Source organism: Mycobacterium sp. NGS57 (assembly GCF_059812405.1).
In genome coordinates this window covers 304,459-324,235 of sequence record NZ_JCALCP010000002.1, presented here as the reverse complement: position 1 = coordinate 324,235, position 19,777 = coordinate 304,459, and the positions used below count along the sequence as shown (strand labels likewise).

Below are 19,777 nucleotides of genomic sequence, written 5' to 3'. Positions count from 1 at the left end.
GTTAGGCCCTAGTCGGGGAGCCGTTCGTCCCTGCCCTCAGGACCCGACGCGGCCTAGCGTGAACAGTGACCATGAACGCGACGCCGGACACCCAGACCCTGAGTGCAGCGGTGCGGTTGGCGTGCCGAGCGCCGTCGGTGCACAACAGCCAGCCGTGGCGCTGGGTGGCCGAGGACGGGATGCTGCGGCTTTTCGTCGACCGTGACCGAATCCTGCCGGGCGCCGACCGCTCGGGCCGCGAAGCGATCATCAGTTGTGGCGCCGCGCTCGATCATCTGCGGGTCGCCATGCTGGCCGCGGGGTGGCGCGCCGACATCGAGAGGTTCCCCGACGCAACCGATCCCAGCCATGTGGCCTCGATCGCATTCGGTCCCGTCGAGCGCGTCACCCGCGCGCAGCGCGACCGCGCCAGCGCGATCCTGTGCCGCAGGACCGACCGGCTGCCGATGGGACAGCCCGTCTACTGGGGCCTGTTCGAACCCGTGCTGCGCAGCACCCTCGACGAAAGCCTGGTGACGCTGGACGTGCTGCCCGACGACGCGCGACCCGAGCTGATCGAGGCCTCCCGGCTCACCGAGGTGCTGCGCCGCGACGACGAGTCGTACCACGCCGAACTCGACTGGTGGACTGCACCTTTCGCCTCGGGCGAAGGGATACCGCCGAGCGCCCTGCCGTCCGACAAGGAAAGCGCCCGGGTGGACGTCGCGCGCGAGTTCCCGGCGCGCGGTCACGGGGACCGGCGCCCCGACGTCTCGGTGGACTGCTCGAAGATCCTGGTGCTCTCGACCCCGGAAGACACCAGGGCCGACGTCCTGCGCTGCGGCGAGGCGCTGTCCTACGTGCTGCTGGAGTGCACCCTGGCGCTCCTGGCGACCTGCCCGCTGACCCACCTCATCGAGCTGGACGAAACCCGCGACATCGTGCGCGGCCTGCTCGACGGCCGCGGCCAGCCTCAGGTGCTGATCCGCGCCGGGATAGCGCCGCCGATGGAAGCCGTCCCGCCGCCCACACCGCGGCGCGCGGCACGCGATGTCCTCGAAATCCGTGAGAAGGGTGGGCGAAATGTCGATGACCGATGACGGGGTGACCATCCTGTCGGAGAGCGAATGCTGGCAGCTCTTGGCCGGGGTCGCGCTGGGACGCATCGTCACCAGCGTGGACGGCCAGCCCGAGATCTTCCCGGTCAACTACGTCGTCCAGGGCCGCACCGTGCTGTTTCGCACCGCGGAGGGCACCAAGCTGGTCAGCACGGCGATCAACAACCACGTGCTCTTCGAGGTCGACGACCACAACGTCGCGGAGGGCTGGAGCGTGATCGTCAAGGGCCGCGCGCGCTCGCTTCGCACCAACGAGCAGATCGAGGAAGCCGAACGCGCCCAACTGCTTTCGTGGACGGCGTCGGAGAAGACGCACTATGTGCGAGTGGTTCCCGAGATGGTCACCGGGCGGCGGTTCCGGTTCGGCCCGGCTTAGCCGCTCACCCACTCGACGACATCGTGCAGGTCGCGCCGCGGCGTCGCCGGCAGCGGGTCGGCGTTGATCGGCGCCCAGCCCACCCGCAGCAGCATCTGCGGGTAGTGGCCGCCGCCGAATACCTCGGAGCGCACCACCTCTCGGGTTCCGGCGATCTCCAGCGGCTCGGTGACCGGACAACACGCCAATCCGGCCGAGGTCGCCGTCAGCAGCACGACACTGGTGGCCTCCCCCGCGCGCAGCTGCGCCAGCCGGTCGTCGGCTCGGGTGCCCAGCGCGAGCACGACCGCATTGTCATCGACGGGCGACGAGTCCGGCGCCATGGCCAGCGTGGGACCGGCGAAGTACCGGCCCGGTATCTTCGCCGTCGGATCCGGGGCCGGCGCGCTGCGGGCCGGGACGCCCGCGACTGAGGCGTAGCGCCCGCTCCACGCCGTGAGCTCGGCCAGGTATTCGTAGTTACGGTGCTGCCCAACGGATTCGGCGACGATGTCGTGCAGCTTGTCGAGATCTTCGACCTGGCACAGCGTCACGCCGTGTCGCGCCGTCCGCGCCGCCATGAGCGCGATGTCGCCGACGGGCACCGCCCACGAGCTGTAGTGGCGCCGATCGGTGCGACGCCGCGGGATGGCCGCGGCCAGCGCGATGTCGACGCCGTCCGCCGGGTGCGGCGACAGTTCGATGGCGGCAAGGTGATTGGGGTCGGCCGGATTCGGCAACCGGGTCACCTTGGCACGCCACCCGACGGCCGCGAACGCGACCACGCAGTGATGCAGCGCCGTGCCGCAACTCAGGATCAGGTCGCGGCCGTCGGGGTCGGTGTTGGGCAGTTGCCGGCAGGGGTCGGCGTAGAGGTGCAGGCTCGCCGCGTCGACTCGCCAGCGCCAGGGTTGGGTGTTGTGCACCGAGGGCGCCCGCGACGCCAACGCCAGGACCGTTCGTACCGTGCCGGCATCCGGAAAGCGCGCGTTCATGGCTTTGTCCCTTCGATCTCCCGCTGTCTCGCATCCACCGTCGCGCACCCGCACCGGGCCGGGCGAGGGCACGAGGGCTCTAGGCGAAGGGACTTTGGACCACTGCCGGCGGGTGTTTGCGGGGCGTTGGGTCTCGAGTGTGAATCCTTGGCTCCGAGCGTGAGCGGAGGCCGCAGAAAGTCGTCGGAGCCCCGCCCTCTGCTCACGGCGAGCGCCCTCAGCTCACGCTCGAGGTCCGCGACTCGCATCCGCCCCGCTCGGCCACCGGGTTCGACATGTGGGGCGCCACCACCCACCCCGGGTGGTAGTTCTGCTGGCGGTAGGGCCCGGCCGACGCGCGCTACGGCAGCGACGACCCGTGGATCTTCGAATTTGAATTCGGGGCGCGGCGGCGTAACCGAGCATGAAAATGGCTCCCGGAATCTCTTCCGGGAGCCATTCCCGTTTGGTAGCGGGGACAGGATTCGAACCTGCGACCTCTGGGTTATGAGCCCAGCGAGCTACCGAGCTGCTCCACCCCGCGTTGGGTAAAGGCAAGGTTACCGAAGGTGTGTCTCGGCGGCCAAATCGCGCGCTGACCAGCGGTGCCAGCCGTCGCGACGTCAGTGCGAAGGCGGGTTGAGCCCGTAGCGACGCCTGATGTCGTCCATCCACGCCGGGTTCCCGTACGTGATCCCGTATTTGTCCGCGAGCCCGCCGAACTCGGGCAGCTGATGCAGGACCAGGCCGTTCGGGTCGTCGGCGTGCTCGACGAGCAGTTCACCCAGTTCCCTGAAGTAGTGCTCGAAGCCGCCCGGGGTGATCACCTCGACGATGCGACCCGGCTCGGTGCCCGCGTTCCACATCGCGTGCATCTGCCCCCGCGGCTTGGTGATGTAGCCCCCGGGTCCCAGCACCACCTCGCTGTCGTCGGAGCGAAAGCCGATCTCGCCCGCCAGCACGATCGAGTGCTCGTCCTCGCGGGTGTGCCGGTGCGCGGCGGTGAGCACGCCGACGGCAAAGGGGTGCTCGACGATGGACACCTCGCCCCCGTTGGTCGCGCCGGACAGCTTGAAGACCGCCCCGAAACCAGGCAGCGCAACGTAATCGCCTTCCCCGGGCTGGACGACCGTGACGGGAATCTGATTCACCTCGACCACCTCCTGCTATTCGGGCCAGCTGCTGCCGAGGACGAGATCAACCATATTGCCCCGCTTGAACGACGGATCGAAGTGCGCCAGGACGTCGGCGTTCATCGTGCCGAAGGTGGTGTCCGGGCGGTGCCTCATTCCGTCGTTGAAGCTGTCCAGAATGCGCTTCTTGAAGCCGGGGCGGGGGTGGGCGGCGGTCACCGCGTCGACGGCCTCGGGGGAAAGGTCGTCACGGCCGATGCCGATGACATCGGTTTCGACACCCGCTGTGACCAAGGCGATTTCGGGGTCGAGGAACTCGGGTATGCCGGGAGTGGTGTGCAGGGCGATGCCCAGCCACACCTTCTGCGCGTCGGCTTCGTCGACCCCACGTTCCAACAGGAAGGCCCGTGCCGCGTTGGCACCGTCGACCTCGAAGCGCAGGGTGGACGTGCGGTAGCGATCGGTGAGACCGAGGTCGTGAAACATCGCACCCACATAGAGCAGCTCCAGGTCGGGTTGCAGCCCACGGCGGCGCCCCTGCAGCGCGCCGAACAAGAACACCCGTCGGGAGTGGTCGAAGAGCAGGTCGTCTTCGGCGTCGCGGATAAATTCGGTGACCTCGCGGACGAGTGGCGTGTCGGGCACGACGATGCCCGCAATGGTGTCGATCGATTGAGTCGTCATGACCAAAGTGTGCGGGTACGGCGACCCGACACCCCATGTCGTTTGAGCCGTCCTTCCCACAAATTGCGACACGGTGCGGACAATGGGCTTGTGACGGGCCCGCGGGTGATCGTGATCGTCGTCTTCGACGACGTGACCATGCTGGACGTCGCGGGGGCGGGTGAGGTGTTCGCCGAGGCCAATCGCTATGGCGGCGACTACCGGATCAAGATCGCGTCGGTGGATGGGCGCGACGTCACCACCTCGATCGGGACCCGGTTGGGCGTCACGGAGGCCATCGCCTCGATCGAGTCCGCCGACACCGTCATGGTCGCCGGCAGCAACACCCTGCCCCGGCGGGCCATCGACCCCGAACTCGTCGCGGCGATCAGGTCGGTCGCGGGCCGGACCCGTCGGCTGGCCTCGATCTGCACGGGCTCGTTCGTGTTGGCGCAGGCCGGCCTGCTCGACGGCCGGCGCGCCACCACCCACTGGCACGACGTTCGGTTGTTCGCCCGGGCCTTTCCCGGAGTCACCGTGGAGCCGGACGCGATCTTCGTGCGCGACGGCGACGTCTTCACCTCGGCCGGCATCTCTTCGGGCATCGACCTGGCGCTGGCGCTGGTCGAAATGGATCATGGCACCGAGTTGGTCCGCGCCGTGGCCCGCTGGTTGGTGGTCTATCTCAAGCGCGCGGGCGGGCAATCGCAATTCTCGGTGCTGGTCGAGGCCGATCCCCCGCCGCAGTCGCCGCTGCGCAAGGCCACCGACGCGGTCTCGGTCGATCCGGCCGCCGACCACAGCGTGAAAACCCTTGCCGCGCGGGCATCTCTGAGCACGCGGCAGCTGACCCGACTGTTTCAGTCCGAGCTCGGCACCACGCCGGCGCGGTATGTCGAAATGGTGCGCATCGATGCCGCCCGCGCCGCACTGGATGCCGGCCGCACCGTCGCCGACACCGCGCGGGTGGCGGGCTTCGGCAGCGCCGAAAGCCTGCGCCGCGTGTTCATCGACCGCCTCGGCGTCTCGCCGAAGGCCTACCGCGAGAGGTTCCGCACGGCGTCGCGGGGCTGAGCGGCTACTGTTCCGTCATGCACGTCGACGTGATGGCGGTCCCGCAGCCGCTGGCCAAGACCGGTGACCTGGCCCGCCGAACTCAGGCCGCGGGGTTCTCCGGTCTGCTGTTGACCGAGACGGGGCGCACCCCCTACTTGAACGCCGCGGTCGCCTCGCAGGCCGCGCCCGGCCTCGAGCTGTCCACCGGTGTCGCGGTGGCGTTTCCGCGCAGCCCGTTCGTCACGGCGGCCGCGGCGTGGGAGCTGCAGGAGGCGACCGGCGGACGGTTCCGGCTCGGGCTGGGCACGCAGGTGCGCACGCACGTCGTGCGGCGCTACGGCGTGGCCTTCGAACGTCCCGGCCCGCGACTGCGCGACTACGTGCGCGCCGTGAAGGCCTGCTTCTCGGCGTTTCGCAGCGGCAAACTCGACCACCACGGCGAGTACTACGACCTCGACTTCATCACCCCGCAGTGGAGCGCGGGCCCCATCGACGCGCCCGACCCCAAAGTCGATGTGGCGGCGGTGAATCCGTGGATGCTGCGGATGGCCGGCGAAGTCGCCGACGGGGTGCACGTGCACCCGCTGGGCGAACCCGGCTACCTGACCCGGCACGTGGTGCCAAACGTCGCCGAGGGCGCGGCGAAGGCGGGGCGCTCGCCGTCGGACGTCGCGATGATCGTGCCGGTGATGACGATCGTCGGCGACAGCGACGAGGAGCGCGCCGCCGAGCGCGAATCGGTGCGCGCCAGCATGGCCTTCTACGGCAGCACCCCGAACTACGCGTTCATCTGGGACGAGGCCGGCTTCGAGGGGACGACGGCGCGGATCCGGGAGAAGCAGAAGGCCGGGGACTTCGCCGGCATGGTGGCCCAGGTTTCCGACGAGCACGTTGCCGCCTTCGCCACCGAGTCGACGTGGGACGGGCTGGCCGGCGCGCTGACCGAGAAGTACGCCGGCATCGCCACGCATCTGGTGCTATACAACGCCTTTGGGGCGCTCGGCGATGCGGAGCGCTTCGAGCGGTACGGCCAGATCGCGCGCGCGTTGCGGGGCTGACCCCCTCGCCGAGCGTCCGCAAAATGCCAAGGTTTACGGCGTGTCGCCGTGCAAACACGGGCGCTCGCGGTGGGTGAGGAGCAATGCACGCTCGCGGTGGGGAGGGTTACTTGGTGTTGTTGTACTTGGTGATCGCGTCGTCGAGCCGCTGCAGCGCGGCGCCGTATGAGGCGAAGTCGCCCTTCTTCTGGGCGTCTTTGGCAGCGCCGATCGCGGCCTGGATCTCCTGCAGGGCGGCGGCTTTGGCCGGCGACAGGGTCGTCGAGCCGTCCGGAGCCGGCGGCACCGCCGCCGCGGGCGGCGGCGGTGATCCCGGCGCCGCGGCGGGCGCCGGCGGGCCGGCGGGCGGGCTCGGGTTCGCGTTCGGCGGCGCGCCGGCCTCGGTGGGCTGTATCCCGGTGGCCGCCGCACCCGCGCCGGGGCCGAACAGCCCGGTCAGGGCGTCACCCACGGTGGGCCCGTAGCCGATCTTGTCGTTGTACATCATGGCCACGCGGATCAGCCGCGGATACGACGAGGCGGCGTCGCTGGCCCCCGGGGACGCGTAGACGGGTTCGACGTAGAGCAGGCCGCCCTGGGCCACCGGCAGCGTGAGCAGGTTGCCCCACCGGATCCGGTTCTGGTTGTCGCGCCCGATCACGCCGAGGTCCTGGGACACCGCCGGGTCGGTGGTGATCGCGTTGTTGGCCAGCTTCGGGCCGTTGACCTGACCGGGGATGGTCAGCACGGTGATCCTGCCGTAGGTCGCGGGATCGGAACTCGCGCTGATGTAGGCGGCCAGGTAGTCACGCTTGAACCTGTTCATCGCGCTCGTCAACTGATACGAGGACGAATTGTCGTTCTTGGCAATGTTTTTCGCGACGATGTAATAAGGCGGCTGGTAGCTGCTGGCGGTCGGATTCGGGTCCAGCGGCACGTCCCAGAAATCGGAGGTGGAAAAGAACGTCACCGGGTCGTTGACGTGGTACTTGGCCAACAGCATCCGCTGCACCTTGAACAGGTCCTCGGGATAGCGCAGGTGCTCGGCCAGCTCGGGGGTGATTTCGGTCTTGGGTTTGACGGTGCCGGGGAACACCCGCATCCAGGCCTTCAGCACCGGATCCTGCTCGTCCTGCTGGTAGAGCGAGACGGTGCCGTCGTAGGCGTCGACGGTGGCCTTCACCGAATTGCGGATGTAGGAGACCCGCTTGTCGGGCGCCAGCCGGTTGAACGCGACCTCGGTGGAGTCGGCGGTGGCCGATTCCAGCGAGGTGAGTTCGGAGTAGGGGTAGTTGTCCAGCGTGGTGTAGCCGTCGATGATCCACACCAGGCGCTTGTTGACGATCGCCGGGTACACCGAGCTGTCGGTCGTCAGCCACGGCGCCACCGCCTCGACCCGCCGCGCCGGATCCCGATTGAACAGGATCTTGCTGTTGGAGCCGATCACGTTGGAGAACAAAAAGTTTCGCTCGGCGAACTTCGCGGCGAACACGCTGCGGGATATCCAGCTGCCGATCGGCACTCCCCCGAGCCCGGTGTAGGTGTAGTTCTTGGTCTCGGTGCTGGTCTCGTAGTCGTATTCGCGGTCGTTGCCGTTGCGTCCGACGATCGCGTAGTCGGCCGAGGTGTTGGAGATGACCGGCCCGAAGTAGATGCGCGGCTGGTCCAGCGGCGCCGGGCCGTCGGACACCACGCTGCCGTTGGCGCCCACGACGTTGGCCAAAAACTCCGGATAGCCGCCGTTCTGGTTGGGGTCGTTGGCGATGCCGCGCACCGTGTTGGCCGGCGACGCGATGAACCCGTTGCCGTGGGTGTAGACGGTGTGCCGGTTGATCCAGTCCCGCTGGTTGTCGATCAGCCGGTCGGGGTTGAGCTCCCGCGCGGCGACGACGTAGTCGCGCAGCGCCCCGTTGCGGTCGAGGTAGCGGTCGATGGACAGCTGGTCGGGGAAGTAGTAGAAGTTCTTGCCCTGCTGGAATTGCGTGAACGCCGGGCTGACGATGGTGGGGTCCAGCAGGCGGATGTTCGAGGTGGTGGCGCGGTCGGCCGCGACCTGCTGGGCGGTGGCCTGCCCGTCGCCGGTGTAGTTGCGGTAGCTGACCACGTCGGAGGTCAGCCCGTAGGCCTGCCGCGTCGCGGTGATGGAACGGCCGATGTATTCGCTTTCCTTTTGCGCCGCATTGGGTCTGACGCTGATCTGCTCGACAATCAACGGCCACCCGGCGCCCACGATCAACGACGACAGCAGCAACAACACCAGGCCGATTGCCGGAATCCGCAAGTCCCGCAGCACGATAGCGGAGAACACCGCGGCGGCGCAGATCAGCGCGATCGCCATCAGGATCAGCTTCGCCGGCAGCACGGCGTTGATGTCGGTGTAGCCGGCGCCGGTGAACGGCTTGCCGCCGCGGGTGTGCGACAGCAACTCGTAGCGGTCCAGCCAGTAGGCGACCGCCTTGAGCAACACCAGCGCGCCCACCAGACTCACCAACTGGATGCGCGCCGAGCGACTCAGCGCCCCGGTGCGCCCGGAAAGCCGGATGCCGCCAAAGATGTAGTGCGTCAACACGTTCGCCAAAAAAGCCAGGAACACGGCCACGAACAGGTAGCTGAGCAGCAGCCGGTAGAACGGCAGGTCGAACGCGTAGAAGCCGAGGTCCTTGCCGAACTGGGGGTCGCGGATGCCGAAGTCCCCGCCGTGCAGGAACAGCTGGACGCGCACCCAGTAGCTCTGCGCGATGATGCCGGCCAGCAGCCCGATGGCCGAGGGGATCCCGATGCCTACCAGCCGCAGCCGCGACACGACGACGGAGCGGTAGCGCGCCACGGGGTCGTTGGTGTTGCTGGGCACGAACACGGGGCGGGTGCGGTAGGCCAGCGCGAGCCCGGCGAACACGATCCCGCCGACCAGCAGGCCGGCGACCAAAAACACCGCGATGCGGGTGAAGAGCACGGTGGTGAACACCGAGCGGTAGCCCAGCTCGCCGAACCACAGCCAGTCGACGTAGGCGTCGATCAGCCGCGGGCCTGCGAGCAGCAAAACGATCACACCGAGTGCGATCAGGATCAGAATCCGGCTGCGCCGAGTCAACTTCGGCATCCGTGCGGTGGGCCGCATCCCCACTGGCTACGCTCCCTGATCGATCGGGCTTGGAGTTTTCTAGCTCACAACTGTACGCACCTCGCATCGCGCGAGGGGTGGGCTAGCAACTGGGCGGCTGGCCGCCCGCCCGCAGTGCGTGCAGCGCGTCCACCGCGCCATCGAGCGTCTCGACCTTCACCAAGCGCAAACCGGACGGGTTGTCGGAGCTGGCCTCGTAGCAGTTTTTCGCCGGCACCAAAAACACGGTGGCCCCGGCCGTGTGGGCGGCCGCCATCTTGTGGGTGATGCCGCCGATCTGGCCGACCTTGCCGTCCACGGAGATGGTCCCGGTGCCCGCGATGAACGTCGACCCCGCCAGGTCACCGGTGGTGAGTTTGTCGACGACGGCCAGGCTGAACATCAGGCCGGCCGACGGCCCGCCCACGTTGGCGAGGTTGAAGTCGACGACGAACGGCGCCCAGGGCGCGTCGAGCACCGCCACCCCCAAAAAGCCGTAGTCGCGATCCTTGTTGGTCCCCAGCGTGATGTGCGCCACCCCGGCCGGCTCGTTCTTGCGCCGGTAGTCGATCGTCACGTCCTGGCCGGGTTTGGTGTTTTTCAGGTACCCGGTGAACTGTTCCACGTTGGCCACCGGGGTGCCGTTGACCATGTCGATGGCGTCGCCGGCCTTGAGCTTGCCCGCCGACGGGCCGGGGTCGGTGACGGTCGCGACGGTCACCGCGGCCGGGTACTTCAGGTAGCCCAGCGCGGCGTATTCGGCGCTGTCCTCCGACTGCTTGAAGTCGGCGGTGTTGGCCTTGTCGACGTCCTCGCGCGACTTGCCCGGCGGGTAGACCAGGTCGCGCGGAATCAGCTGCTCCTGCCCCGACAGCCACAGCGTCAGCGCCTCGCCCAACGACAGCTCGTCGCGCTGGGACACCGTCGTCATATTGAGGTGGCCCGTCGTCGGGTGCGTCGTGGCGCCCTGGATGGCGACCACCTGCTTGCCGTCGACCTCACCGAGCGTGTCGAACGTCGGGCCGGGGCCCAGCGACACGAACGGCACCGTCACCACCGCGAGCGACACACCGAACACGACGATCGGCAGCAGCGCGACGATCAGGGTCAGAATCCGCCGGTTCACGCCGCTCACCCTATCGGGACGCCGCAGGGCCCCATTCAGCTACGAGCGTGACCGGAGGCCGCACGTGGCGCCGGCGCGGTGGGTACCGTTGACGTCATGGCTGACCTGCCTTTCGGCTTCTCCTCCGGCGACGACCCGGACCGCGAGCAGCCCGGGAAGAAAGATCCCGAGTCCGGTTCGGGGGCGTCCGACCCGCTGGGCGCCTTCGGCATGGGCGATTTGGGCCAGATCTTCACCCAGCTCGGCCAGATGTTTTCCAGCGCGGGCACCGTCATGGCGGGCGGGCAGACGTCGGGGCCGGTCAACTACGAGCTGGCCCGCCGGGTCGCGTCGAGTTCGATCGGGTTCGTCGCACCGATCCCGGCCTCGACGAACCAGGCGATCGCCGACGCCGTCCGCCTCGCCGAAACCTGGCTGGACGGCGCGACGGCGCTGCCCGCCGGCACGACCAAAGCCGCGGGCTGGAGCCCCGGCGACTGGGTCGACCACACCCTCGGGACCTGGAAGCGGCTGTGCGACCCGATGGCCGAGCAGATCGCGACGGTGTGGGCGTCGTCGCTGCCCGAGGAGGCCAAGACCATGGCCGGCCCGCTGCTGGCGATGATGTCGCAGATGGGCGGGATGGCGTTCGGCTCGCAGCTGGGCCAGGCGCTGGGCCGGCTGTCCCGCGAGGTGCTGACGTCGACCGACATCGGTCTGCCGCTCGGCCCCAAGGGGGTGGCCGCGATCATGCCGGACGCCCTCGAATCGTTCGCCGCCGGGCTCGAGCAGCCGCGCAGCGAAATCCTGACGTTCCTGGCCGCCCGGGAGGCCGCCCACCACCGGCTCTTCACCCACGTGCCGTGGCTGTCCAGCCAGTTGCTGGGTGCGGTCGAGGCCTACGCCAGGGGCATGAAGATCGACATGTCCGGCATCGAGGAGCTGGCGCGCGACTTCAATCCGGCGACCCTGTCGGATCCGGCGGCCATCGAAAACCTGCTCGGCCAAGGGGTTTTCGAGCCGAAGGCGACGCCGGCCCAGACGCAGGCGCTGGAGCGCCTCGAAACGCTGCTGGCGTTGATCGACGGCTGGGTGCAGGTGGTGGTCACCGCGGCCCTGGGCGACCGGATCCCGGGGACCGCCGCTTTGTCCGAGACGCTGCGCCGGCGCCGCGCCAGCGGGGGGCCGGCCGAGCAGACGTTCGCGACGCTCGTCGGCCTCGAGCTGCGGCCGCGCAAGCTGCGCGAGGCCGCCGCGCTGTGGGAGCGCCTGACGGAGGCCGCCGGCGCCGACGACCGCGACGCCGTCTGGCAACACCCGGACCTGCTGCCCGGCGCCGACGACCTCGACGAGCCGGCGGGGTTCATCGACCGCATCGTCGGCGGGGACACCAGCGGCATCGACGAGGCCATCGCCAAGCTCGAGCAGGACCCCGGCCCCGACGGCGGTGCTGGGGATAACTGAGCGCGGCACTCGCCGCGCGCGTGGCACAGTCACCACCCATGACTCAGGCCGCGTTCCAGGCCGCCCCCAAGCCCACGCTTTCGCTGTATGCGCTGGACCCGGCGATGCCGGTGCTGCTGCGCCCCGACGGCGCGGTACAGGTCGGCTGGGATCCGCGCCGCGCCGTGCTGGTCCGCCCGCCGGGCGGTCTCGCGGCGCCCGAGCTGGCCGCGCTGCTGCGGTCCATGCGGTCGCCGACGCCGATATCCGAGCTGCAGCGCCGGGCCGTCGACCGCGGGCTGCAGGACCCAGACGGCCTGGCCGGCCTGGTCGCTCAGCTGGTGGGCGCGGGTGTGGCGACCGAGTGCCGCCAGCCCCGCGGCCGGGCGGCGTCGATCCGCATCCACGGCCGGGGGCCGCTGTCGGAGCTGCTCGTCGAGGCGTTGCGGTGTTCGGGGGCGCGGGTCGCGCGCAGCAGCCAGCCACACGCCGCCGTGTCGCCGGCGGCGGTGGATCTGGTGGTGCTGTCGGACAACTTGGTCGCCGACCCCCGGATGGTCCGCGACCTGCACGCCCGCGGCGTGCCGCACCTGCCGGTACGCGTGCGGGACGGCACCGGCCTGGTGGGCCCGCTCGTCATCCCCGGCGTGACCAGCTGCCTGGGCTGCGCTGACCTGCATCGCGCCGACCGCGACGCGGCCTGGCCGGCCATCGCGGCCCAATTGCGCGACAGCGTCGGGGTGGCCGACCGGGCCACCCTGCTGGCCACCGCGGCGCTGGCGCTCAGCCAGGTCAACCGGGTGATCGCCGCCGTGCGCGGCCAACAGGCGGTGCCCGACCCGACGCCGCCCGCGGCACTGAACGCCACGCTGGAGTTCGACGTCAACGCCGGCTCGATCGTCGCGCGCCGCTGGACCAAGCACCCCCTGTGCCCGTGTTGACGCCCGCGCCTACCCCAGCCGGCCCTGGTCGGGGACGTTGGTCGCCAGCGAGGCGTACGCCCGGGCGAGCTCCTCGAGGACCTGCGCGGTCAGGGTGCCCTCGTTGCGGTTCTTGTCCAGCGTCTCGATGATCGCCCGGAACAACGCCTCGGCCGCGTCGTGCTGCGTTTGCTTGGCTGCCATGGCAATAACCTAAGGTCCGCTGATCCCGGTTGTGGCCGGATCGACCGCGCGCCGCGTCGGGCGTCATGGATGATGGGTACGTGGCAGACATCAAACGCGGCGGCGCCGCGCGTAACGCCAAGCTGGCCGGCCTGTCGGTCGGTATCGCCGGCCGGACGGCACTCGGCTACGGCAAGCGGCTGACCGGAAAGTCCAGGGACGAAGTCAACGCAGAGCTCATGGAGAAGGCCGCGCACCAACTGTTCACCGTCCTCGGTGAGCTCAAGGGCGGCGCGATGAAGGTCGGCCAGGCGCTGTCGGTGATGGAAGCCGCCATCCCCGAGCAGTTCGGCGAGCCGTACCGCGAGGCCCTGACCAAACTGCAGAAGGACGCCCCGCCGATGCCCGCGCACAAGGTGCACCGGGTGCTCGACGCGCAGCTGGGCACCAAGTGGCGCTCCCGGTTCAGCTCGTTCGACGACAGCCCGATGGCCTCGGCCAGCATCGGCCAGGTGCATAAGGCGGTGTGGGCCGACGGTCGCGAGGTGGCCGTCAAGATCCAGTACCCGGGCGCCGACGAGGCGCTGCGCGCCGACCTCAAGACCATGAAACGCATGGTCGGGGTGGTCAAGCAGCTGGCGCCCGGCGTGGACGTCCAGGGCATCGTCGACGAGCTGATCGAGCGCACCGAGATGGAGCTCGACTATCGGCTGGAGGCCGACAACCAGCGGGCCTTTGCCAAGGCCTACCAGGACCATCCGCACTTCGTGGTGCCGCACATCGTGGCCAGCGCGCCCAAGGTGGTGATCCAGGAGTGGATCGACGGGATCCCGATGGCCGAGATCATCCGCACCGGCACCGTCGAGCAGCGCGACCTGATGGGCACCCGCCTGGCCGAGCTCACCTTCGACGCGCCGCGCCGGCTGGAGATGATCCACGGCGACGCCCACCCGGGGAACTTCATGCTGCTGCCCGACGGCCGCATGGGGGTCATCGACTTCGGCGCGGTGGCGCCGATGCCGGGCGGCTTCCCGGTCGAGCTGGGCATGTCGATCCGGCTGGCGCGGGAGAAGAACTACGACCTGCTGATGCCGACGATGGAGAAGGCCGGCTTCATCCAAAAGGGCCAGCAGGTCTCGGTGCGCGACATCGACGACATGCTGCGCCAGTACGTCGAACCCGTCGAGGTCGAGGTCTTCCACTACACCCGCAAGTGGTTGCAGCGGATGACGGTCGGCCAGATCGACCGGTCGGTGGCCCAGATCCGCACGGCGCGGCAGCTGGATCTGCCGCCGAAGTTGGCAATCCCGATGCGGGTGATCGCGTCCGGGGTCGCGATCATGTGCCAGTTGGACGCCCACATTCCGACGCGGGCGCTGTCGGAGGAGCTGGTCCCCGGCTTCGCCGAGCCCGACAGCGCGGTGGTGTAGTCCGCGAGAGTGCAACTGCCGACGCCGGCTCTCGAGAAACGCGTCGGCAGTTGCACTTTCGCGGGCTGGGCGTACGGCTAGGCGGCCACGTCCTTGCGGGGGCGTCCCCGCGGGCGTTTGAAGCTGACCACCGATCCGCGCTCGAGGATCTCCCCGCCCCACACGCCCCACGGTTCGGCGCGTTCCAGCGCGGCCGTCAGGCACTGGCGGCGGACCGGGCAGCTCGCGCACAGCGTCTTGGCGCGCTCGAGGTCGGTCGGGGTCTCGGCGAACCACAGGTCGGGATCGCCGGCGTGGCATGGCAACTCCGGCGACGTCGGTCTGGGGACTGGCGGTGCCGACATGTCCTGCTCACCTGCTTCCTGGTCGGGTTTTGTGGTGATCCGGACCAGGTTGCGGGGTGTGCACCCGAAAAATAATGGCCACGGATCCTTGCTGACTTCGGGTCCGTGGCCAAATTGGGGCTAGTTAGATCGGTCCCCGATCCACGGACGCGCCAGTCGCGGCGGCGCGATGCTTGGCGGCATGGGAGGCGGCCGCGGCCAGGGCACGAGTCGGAGCCGCGGCGGCCACGCGTACACCGAACGCATTGGTGATCATCGTGGCGACCCTCCTCTCCGTGAACTCTCCGCGCCCTTGCGAGCAGCAAAATGCGCTTTCGAGGGTAGATGGTACCCGCTGCCGGCCACAACCGATTTTCTGACCTGCGCGTTTGCGCTCAGCGGGATTGCCGAACCAGCTCCAGCACGTCGGGCCCGTACTGTTCGAGCTTGCGCGCGCCGATCCCCGGGATCGCGATCAGGGCCGTCTCGTCGCCGGGCAGCAGCTCGGCGATCGCGATGAGCGTGTTGTCGCTGAACACGACGTACGCGGGCACCTTTTGCTCCTTGGCGACCTCGAGGCGCCACTCCTTGAGCCGCAGCAGCAATTCCTCGTCGATGTCGGCCGCGCACGTCTCGCACCGGCGCAGCATGATGGCCGCCGGCGTGGTCAGGCTGTCGTTGCAGATCCGGCAGCGCGTCGCGGCGCCGCGGGTGCGGCGCGACCGGGCCGGCGCGGAGTCGGCGCGGGCCTGCGGGGCGATGCCGTTGAGGAACCGCGACGGCTTGCGGCTCTGGCGCCCCCCCGGGCTGCGCGCCAGCGCCCAGCTGAGCGCGAGATGCACGCGCGCCCGGGTGATTCCGACGTAGAGCAGGCGGCGCTCCTCCTCGACGGCCTCGCTGTCGGGGCCGTGGGCCAGCGCGTGCGAGATGGGCAGGGTGCCGTCGGCCAGCCCGACCAAAAACACCGCGTCCCACTCGAGTCCCTTCGCCGCGTGCAGCGACGCCAGCGTGACGCCCTGCACGACGGGTGGGTGCCGGGCGTCGGCGCGCAGGCGCAGCTCGGCCACCAGCCCCGGCAGGTCGAGCTGCGGGCGCTGCGCCACCTCGTCGTCGACCAGCTCCGCCAGCCCGCCCAGCGCCTCCCAGCGGTCCCGGGCGCGGCTGCCCGCCGGCGGCTCGGCCGTCAGCCCCAGCGGCTCCAGCACGGCGCGCACGACCTCCGGCAATGGGGTTTCGGCCGCCTCGGAGCCGCGCTCGGCCGCCCGCTGCAGCGCCAGCAGCGCCTGCCTGATCTCCTGGCGGTTGAAAAACCCCTCCCCGCCGCGGATCTGGTAGGTGATGCCCGCCTCGGTCAGGGCTTCCTCGTAGACCTCGGACTGCGCGTTGACCCGGTAGAGCACCGCGACCTCGGACGGCGCGGTACCGGATTCGATCAGCCGGGCGATCGATTTGGCGACGGCGGCGGCCTCGGCGGTTTCGTCGGGATGCTCGCCGAACGACGGCGCCGGGCCGGGCGGGCGCTGACCCGACAGCTGCAGCTTGCTGCCGGCGACGCGCCCGCGCGCCGCGGCGATCACCTGGTTGGCCAGCGACACCACTTGCGGGGTGGAGCGGTAGTCGCGTTCCAGGCGCACCACCGTCGCGTCGGGATAGCGGCGCGAGAAGTCGAGCAGGAAGCGGGGCGTGGCGCCGGTGAACGAGTAGATGGTCTGGTTGGCGTCGCCGACGACGGTCAGGTCGTCGCGGTCGCCCAGCCACGCCGCCAGCACGCGCTGCTGCAGCGGGGTGACGTCCTGGTACTCGTCGACGACGAAGCAGCGGTAGCGGTCGCGGAACTCCTCGGCGACGGCGGGGTCGTTCTCGATCGCGGCCGCGGTGTGCAGCAGCAGGTCGTCGAAGTCGAGCAGCGCCAGCGATTCGTCGCGGACCTTGAGGGCCTCGTAGGCCGAATAGACGGCCGCGATCTGCTGGGCCTCCCGCGGAAGGTCGCGGCCAGCTTCGGCGACGGCGCCCGCGTACTGCTCGGGGCCGATGAGCGAGGCCTTGGCCCACTCGATCTCGCCGGCCAGGTCGCGCACGTCGTCGGTGCTGACGTTGAGCCGGCAGCGGCTGGCCGCCCGGGCCACGACGGCGAACTTGGTGTCGAGCAGCTGCCAGCCGGTGTCGCCGACCACCCGCGGCCAGAAGTAGCGCAGCTGGCGGTGCGCCGCGGCGTGGAAGGTCATGGCCTGCACGGCGCCGACGCCCGACCCGGTGTCGCCGGCGAGCGTGCGCAGCCTGGAGCGCATCTCCCCCGCCGCGCGCTGGGTGAACGTGACCGCCAGGACCTGGCCGGCGGCGACGTGGCCGCTCGCGACGAGCTGGGCGATGCGGTGCGTGATGGTGCGGGTCTTGCCCGTTCCCGCGCCGGCGAGCACGCAGACCGGTCCCCGAGGGGCCAGCACGGCTTCGCGCTGCTCGTCGTCGAGCTCGGCGGTCAGTGCGTCAGCGACCAGCGGCATGGCTCCCATAGTGGCAGTAGCCGCCGACAAAGGGGGCGCGGCGCCCCGGCCAGGCACTGCAAGGAATGCGTGGTGCGTCGGGTATGTTGACCGGGCTATGACCGACGCTGCGCTCACCGTTTACACGACGTCCTGGTGTGGGTTCTGCCACCGGCTCAAGACGGTGCTCAACTCCGACGGGATCTCCTACGACGAGGTCGACATCGAGCAGGATCCGGCGGCCGCGGAGTTCGTCGGTTCGGTCAACGGCGGCAACAGGACGGTCCCGACGGTGAAGTTCGCCGACGGGTCCACGCTGACGAATCCAAGCGCGGCGCAGGTCAAGGCGAAGCTCGCCGCCGCCGGCTGAGCCTGCTCAGTCGAGCCCGGCCCAGGACTCGATGATCACGCGCGCGATCGAAATCGACCCGGGCAGCAGGAGTTTCGAGTCTGATGCGCTGCTCCAATCGCCGGCCGCCAGGGCCGTGCGCACCTCGTCGCGGGTGAACCATTGCGCCTCGGCGATCTCGCCGTCGTTGAACGAGAACTCTTCGTCCGGGTCGCCCAGCGCGTGGAAACCGACCATCAGCGACCGCGGGAACGGCCACGGCTGGCTGCCCAGGTAGCGCACATCGCGCACGGTCAGGCCGACCTCCTCGCGGATCTCGCGGGCGACGCACACCTCGAAAGACTCACCGGCTTCGACGAATCCGGCCAGCAGCGAGAACATCCGCTCGGGCCACACCGCCTGGCGCGCCAGCACCGCCCGGTCACCGCCGTCGTGGACCAGGCAGATCACCGCGGGGTCGATGCGCGGGAACTCCTCGTGGCCGCTGACCGGGTTGACCCGGGACCAGCCGCCGCGGGCCGGGCGCGTCGGGGAGCCGTCCACCGCGCTGAAGCGCGCGCTGTCATGCCAATTCAGCAGCGCGATCGCCGAGGACACGAGTTGGCTGCTGGTGTCGTCGAAGATCGGGCCGAGGCTGCGCAGGTTCACCACCTCGGCTTTGACATCGGGGTCCTCGGGCGCCTGCAGCGCGCCGCGGATGGCCCACACGTGGCGGGCACCCTCGATGCGGCCCAGGAATACGGCATCTTTGGGCGGCTTGTCGGCCAGCGCGGCCGCGGCGCCCAGCACCACCCGGCCGTCGGTGACCAACACCTGGTTGCGCGAATCCACCCGCAGCAGCGCCGCGTCCGCCCAACCCGCCATCGCCGCGTCGACGTCGGTGCGCAGCTGGTCGGCCCGGTCCGCGCCCACGCGCGAGAGCACCGGGATGTCGCGCAGCTGGAAGTCCATGGGGCTAGTTTCCTCCGGGGCGACCCGTCCCCCAGCTTCGCGGGGGTACCCCAGCGCCCGGCTTCGCCGCGCTTGCGATCGCCACTAATTGCCCGCCTGTCGGACGTAGAGCAGCCGGTCGCTGGCCTCGATCGCGTCCGCCTCGGGGGCGCCGATGCGCAGCAGGCGACCGTCGCGCACCACGCCGAGCACGATGTCGCGCAGATGCCTTGGGGATCCGCCGATTTCGGCCTGCTCGACCTCGCGCTCGGCGATGGCCAGCCCGGCGTCGGGGGTCAACAGATCCTCGATCATCTCCACGACGCTGGGCGTGGTGGTGGCCAGGCCGAGCAGCCGGCCGGCGGTTTCCGAGGAGACCACCACCGAGTCCGCGCCCGATTGCCGCAACAGGTGCTGGTTTTCGGCCTCCCGGATCGACGCCACGATCTTGGCCCTGGGCGAGATCTCCCGCGCCGTCAGCGTGACCAGCACGGCGGTGTCGTCGCGGCTGGACGCGATGATGATCGATGCCGCGTGCTGGGCGCCGGCCAGTCGCAGCACGTCGGACTTCGTCGCGTCGCCGTGGACGGTGACCAGCCCGGCGGATGCGGCCCGGTCGAGGGCGGCCTGATCGGTGTCGACGACGACGATTTCGGCCGGGGGGACCTCGTCCCCGAGCATCGCCCCGACCGCGGTTTTGCCCTTGGTGCCGTAGCCGATCACGATCGTGTGGTTGCGCACTCTGCTCCTCCAACGCTGGATCTTCCACGCCTGCCGGGACGTCTCGGTGACGACCTCGAGGGTGGTGCCGACCAACAAGATCAGGAACGCGATGCGCAGCGGCGTGACGACCAAGACGTTCATCGCGCGCGCGAACTCCGAGATGGGCGTGATGTCGCCGTAGCCCGTCGTCGACAGCGTCACCGCCGAGTAGTACAGGCAATCCAGAAACGTCAGCCGGTCGCCCTGCGCGTCGTGGTATCCGTCGCGGTCGAGGTAGACGGTGATGGCGCCGATGAACAACGCCGCGATCGCGATGGCCACCCGACGAGTGATGATGCGGGCCGGACCGGCCTGCCCCTGGGGAATGCGCAGCACGCCGACGAGCGCGTAACTGGGCTGGACGGTCAACCGCTCGTCGAGACGGCCCAGCCGCCGCCAGCTACCTTTGGCCACGGAAATCCGTTACCGCATCGAAC

The 19,777-nt window shown here is 69.8% G+C and carries 18 protein-coding genes and 1 tRNA gene; 8 read left to right on the top strand and 11 right to left on the bottom strand.

Translation table 11 applies throughout. The annotated features are described in order from the left end of the window. The first annotated feature begins 71 nt into the window (after window positions 1–71). Together AC5Y43_RS04940 and AC5Y43_RS04935 are read left to right on the top strand one after the other, a co-directional pair. Window positions 72–1,079, top strand: coding sequence for an Acg family FMN-binding oxidoreductase (locus tag AC5Y43_RS04940; protein WP_499969919.1), 1,008 nt, complete (start codon window positions 72–74; stop codon window positions 1,077–1,079). After that, window positions 1,063–1,473, top strand: a complete 411-nt coding sequence (locus AC5Y43_RS04935; protein WP_499969917.1) for a pyridoxamine 5'-phosphate oxidase family protein — start codon at window positions 1,063–1,065, stop codon at window positions 1,471–1,473. Before AC5Y43_RS04940 ends, AC5Y43_RS04935 begins: the two co-directional genes overlap by 17 nt. Here AC5Y43_RS04935 and AC5Y43_RS04930 read toward each other — a convergent pair. The 4 genes from AC5Y43_RS04930 to AC5Y43_RS04915 all read right to left on the bottom strand — a co-directional run bounded on the left by AC5Y43_RS04930 (window position 1,470) and on the right by AC5Y43_RS04915 (window position 4,243). Next, the gene (locus AC5Y43_RS04930) at window positions 1,470–2,447 is read right to left on the bottom strand and encodes an Acg family FMN-binding oxidoreductase (RefSeq protein WP_499969916.1); all 978 of its coding nucleotides are present in this window, start codon (window positions 2,445–2,447) and stop codon (window positions 1,470–1,472) included. The genes AC5Y43_RS04935 and AC5Y43_RS04930 overlap by 4 nt on opposite strands. Window positions 2,448–2,893: 446 nt before the next feature. Then, window positions 2,894–2,970: transfer RNA gene (locus AC5Y43_RS04925), tRNA-Met, on the bottom strand. Between the two features lie 79 nt (window positions 2,971–3,049). Next, window positions 3,050–3,577, bottom strand: a complete 528-nt coding sequence (locus tag AC5Y43_RS04920) for a cupin domain-containing protein (RefSeq protein ID WP_499969914.1) — start codon at window positions 3,575–3,577, stop codon at window positions 3,050–3,052. A 15-nt stretch (window positions 3,578–3,592) separates the two neighbouring features. Continuing rightward, complete coding sequence (locus tag AC5Y43_RS04915) at window positions 3,593–4,243, bottom strand: HD domain-containing protein (RefSeq protein WP_499969913.1); 651 nt, start codon at window positions 4,241–4,243, stop codon at window positions 3,593–3,595. Between the two features lie 90 nt (window positions 4,244–4,333). Here AC5Y43_RS04915 and AC5Y43_RS04910 point away from each other — a divergent pair, with 90 nt between their 5' ends. Together AC5Y43_RS04910 and AC5Y43_RS04905 are read left to right on the top strand one after the other, a co-directional pair. Further along, on the top strand, window positions 4,334–5,296 hold the full coding sequence (locus AC5Y43_RS04910) for a GlxA family transcriptional regulator (RefSeq protein ID WP_499969911.1): 963 nt from the start codon (window positions 4,334–4,336) through the stop codon (window positions 5,294–5,296). Between the two features lie 17 nt (window positions 5,297–5,313). Then, the gene (locus AC5Y43_RS04905) at window positions 5,314–6,336 is read left to right on the top strand and encodes a TIGR03617 family F420-dependent LLM class oxidoreductase (protein ID WP_499969910.1); all 1,023 of its coding nucleotides are present in this window, start codon (window positions 5,314–5,316) and stop codon (window positions 6,334–6,336) included. Between the two features lie 106 nt (window positions 6,337–6,442). Here AC5Y43_RS04905 and AC5Y43_RS04900 read toward each other — a convergent pair whose 3' ends face one another. Together AC5Y43_RS04900 and AC5Y43_RS04895 are read right to left on the bottom strand one after the other, a co-directional pair. Beyond that, entirely contained in the window at window positions 6,443–9,439 is a 2,997-nt protein-coding gene (locus AC5Y43_RS04900) for a UPF0182 family protein (RefSeq protein WP_499969909.1), read from the bottom strand. Window positions 9,440–9,518: 79 nt separating this feature from the next. Beyond that, a complete protein-coding gene (locus AC5Y43_RS04895; RefSeq protein WP_499969907.1) occupies window positions 9,519–10,541 on the bottom strand; it encodes a YlbL family protein in 1,023 nt (340 codons plus the stop codon). Between the two features lie 78 nt (window positions 10,542–10,619). Here AC5Y43_RS04895 and AC5Y43_RS04890 point away from each other — a divergent pair, with 78 nt between their 5' ends. After that, window positions 10,620–11,984 carry a zinc-dependent metalloprotease gene (locus AC5Y43_RS04890; protein WP_499969905.1) on the top strand — a complete coding sequence of 455 codons (1,365 nt, stop codon included), beginning with the start codon at window positions 10,620–10,622 and terminating at the stop codon, window positions 11,982–11,984. Window positions 11,985–12,022: 38 nt separating this feature from the next. Beyond that, window positions 12,023–12,904 carry a cyclodehydratase gene (locus AC5Y43_RS04885; RefSeq protein ID WP_499969903.1) on the top strand — a complete coding sequence of 294 codons (882 nt, stop codon included), beginning with the start codon at window positions 12,023–12,025 and terminating at the stop codon, window positions 12,902–12,904. Window positions 12,905–12,913: 9 nt separating this feature from the next. On the opposite strand, the gene AC5Y43_RS04880 is transcribed toward AC5Y43_RS04885, so the two are convergent. After that, window positions 12,914–13,087, bottom strand: a complete 174-nt coding sequence (locus tag AC5Y43_RS04880; RefSeq protein ID WP_499969901.1) for a hypothetical protein — start codon at window positions 13,085–13,087, stop codon at window positions 12,914–12,916. A gap of 65 nt (window positions 13,088–13,152) precedes the next feature. Here AC5Y43_RS04880 and AC5Y43_RS04875 point away from each other — a divergent pair, with 65 nt between their 5' ends. Further along, window positions 13,153–14,496 carry a macrolide-binding ATPase MABP-1 gene (locus tag AC5Y43_RS04875; RefSeq protein WP_499969899.1) on the top strand — a complete coding sequence of 448 codons (1,344 nt, stop codon included), beginning with the start codon at window positions 13,153–13,155 and terminating at the stop codon, window positions 14,494–14,496. A gap of 77 nt (window positions 14,497–14,573) precedes the next feature. On the opposite strand, the gene AC5Y43_RS04870 is transcribed toward AC5Y43_RS04875, so the two are convergent. Beyond that, window positions 14,574–14,840, bottom strand: coding sequence for a WhiB family transcriptional regulator (locus AC5Y43_RS04870; RefSeq protein ID WP_499969897.1), 267 nt, complete (start codon window positions 14,838–14,840; stop codon window positions 14,574–14,576). A gap of 374 nt (window positions 14,841–15,214) precedes the next feature. Next, entirely contained in the window at window positions 15,215–17,320 is a 2,106-nt protein-coding gene (locus tag AC5Y43_RS04865) for an ATP-dependent DNA helicase UvrD2 (protein WP_499969895.1), read from the bottom strand. A 97-nt stretch (window positions 17,321–17,417) separates the two neighbouring features. Here AC5Y43_RS04865 and mrx1 point away from each other — a divergent pair, with 97 nt between their 5' ends. Then, window positions 17,418–17,669 carry a mycoredoxin Mrx1 gene (mrx1, locus tag AC5Y43_RS04860; protein WP_499969893.1) on the top strand — a complete coding sequence of 84 codons (252 nt, stop codon included), beginning with the start codon at window positions 17,418–17,420 and terminating at the stop codon, window positions 17,667–17,669. A gap of 6 nt (window positions 17,670–17,675) precedes the next feature. On the opposite strand, the gene nudC is transcribed toward mrx1, so the two are convergent. Both nudC and AC5Y43_RS04850 read right to left on the bottom strand, forming a co-directional pair. Beyond that, window positions 17,676–18,599 carry an NAD(+) diphosphatase gene (gene nudC, locus AC5Y43_RS04855; RefSeq protein WP_499969891.1) on the bottom strand — a complete coding sequence of 308 codons (924 nt, stop codon included), beginning with the start codon at window positions 18,597–18,599 and terminating at the stop codon, window positions 17,676–17,678. A gap of 84 nt (window positions 18,600–18,683) precedes the next feature. Beyond that, window positions 18,684–19,754, bottom strand: a complete 1,071-nt coding sequence (locus AC5Y43_RS04850) for a potassium channel family protein (RefSeq protein WP_499969889.1) — start codon at window positions 19,752–19,754, stop codon at window positions 18,684–18,686. Window positions 19,755–19,777: the final 23 nt, after the last annotated feature.

Bases quoted from the DNA above. Each gene is read 5' to 3' on its own strand.
- AC5Y43_RS04940 (WP_499969919.1), top strand. From the start codon at position 72: ATGAACGCGACGCCGGACACCCAGACCCTGAGTGCAGCGGTGCGGTTG.
- AC5Y43_RS04935 (WP_499969917.1), top strand. From the start codon at position 1,063: ATGTCGATGACCGATGACGGGGTGACCATCCTGTCGGAGAGCGAATGC.
- AC5Y43_RS04930 (WP_499969916.1), bottom strand. From the start codon at position 2,447: ATGAACGCGCGCTTTCCGGATGCCGGCACGGTACGAACGGTCCTGGCG.
- AC5Y43_RS04915 (WP_499969913.1), bottom strand. From the start codon at position 4,243: ATGACGACTCAATCGATCGACACCATTGCGGGCATCGTCGTGCCCGAC.
- AC5Y43_RS04905 (WP_499969910.1), top strand. From the start codon at position 5,314: ATGCACGTCGACGTGATGGCGGTCCCGCAGCCGCTGGCCAAGACCGGT.
- AC5Y43_RS04885 (WP_499969903.1), top strand. From the start codon at position 12,023: ATGACTCAGGCCGCGTTCCAGGCCGCCCCCAAGCCCACGCTTTCGCTG.
- AC5Y43_RS04880 (WP_499969901.1), bottom strand. From the start codon at position 13,087: ATGGCAGCCAAGCAAACGCAGCACGACGCGGCCGAGGCGTTGTTCCGG.
- AC5Y43_RS04875 (WP_499969899.1), top strand. From the start codon at position 13,153: ATGGATGATGGGTACGTGGCAGACATCAAACGCGGCGGCGCCGCGCGT.
- AC5Y43_RS04870 (WP_499969897.1), bottom strand. From the start codon at position 14,840: ATGTCGGCACCGCCAGTCCCCAGACCGACGTCGCCGGAGTTGCCATGC.
- AC5Y43_RS04865 (WP_499969895.1), bottom strand. From the start codon at position 17,320: ATGCCGCTGGTCGCTGACGCACTGACCGCCGAGCTCGACGACGAGCAG.
- mrx1 (WP_499969893.1), top strand. From the start codon at position 17,418: ATGACCGACGCTGCGCTCACCGTTTACACGACGTCCTGGTGTGGGTTC.
- nudC (WP_499969891.1), bottom strand. From the start codon at position 18,599: ATGGACTTCCAGCTGCGCGACATCCCGGTGCTCTCGCGCGTGGGCGCG.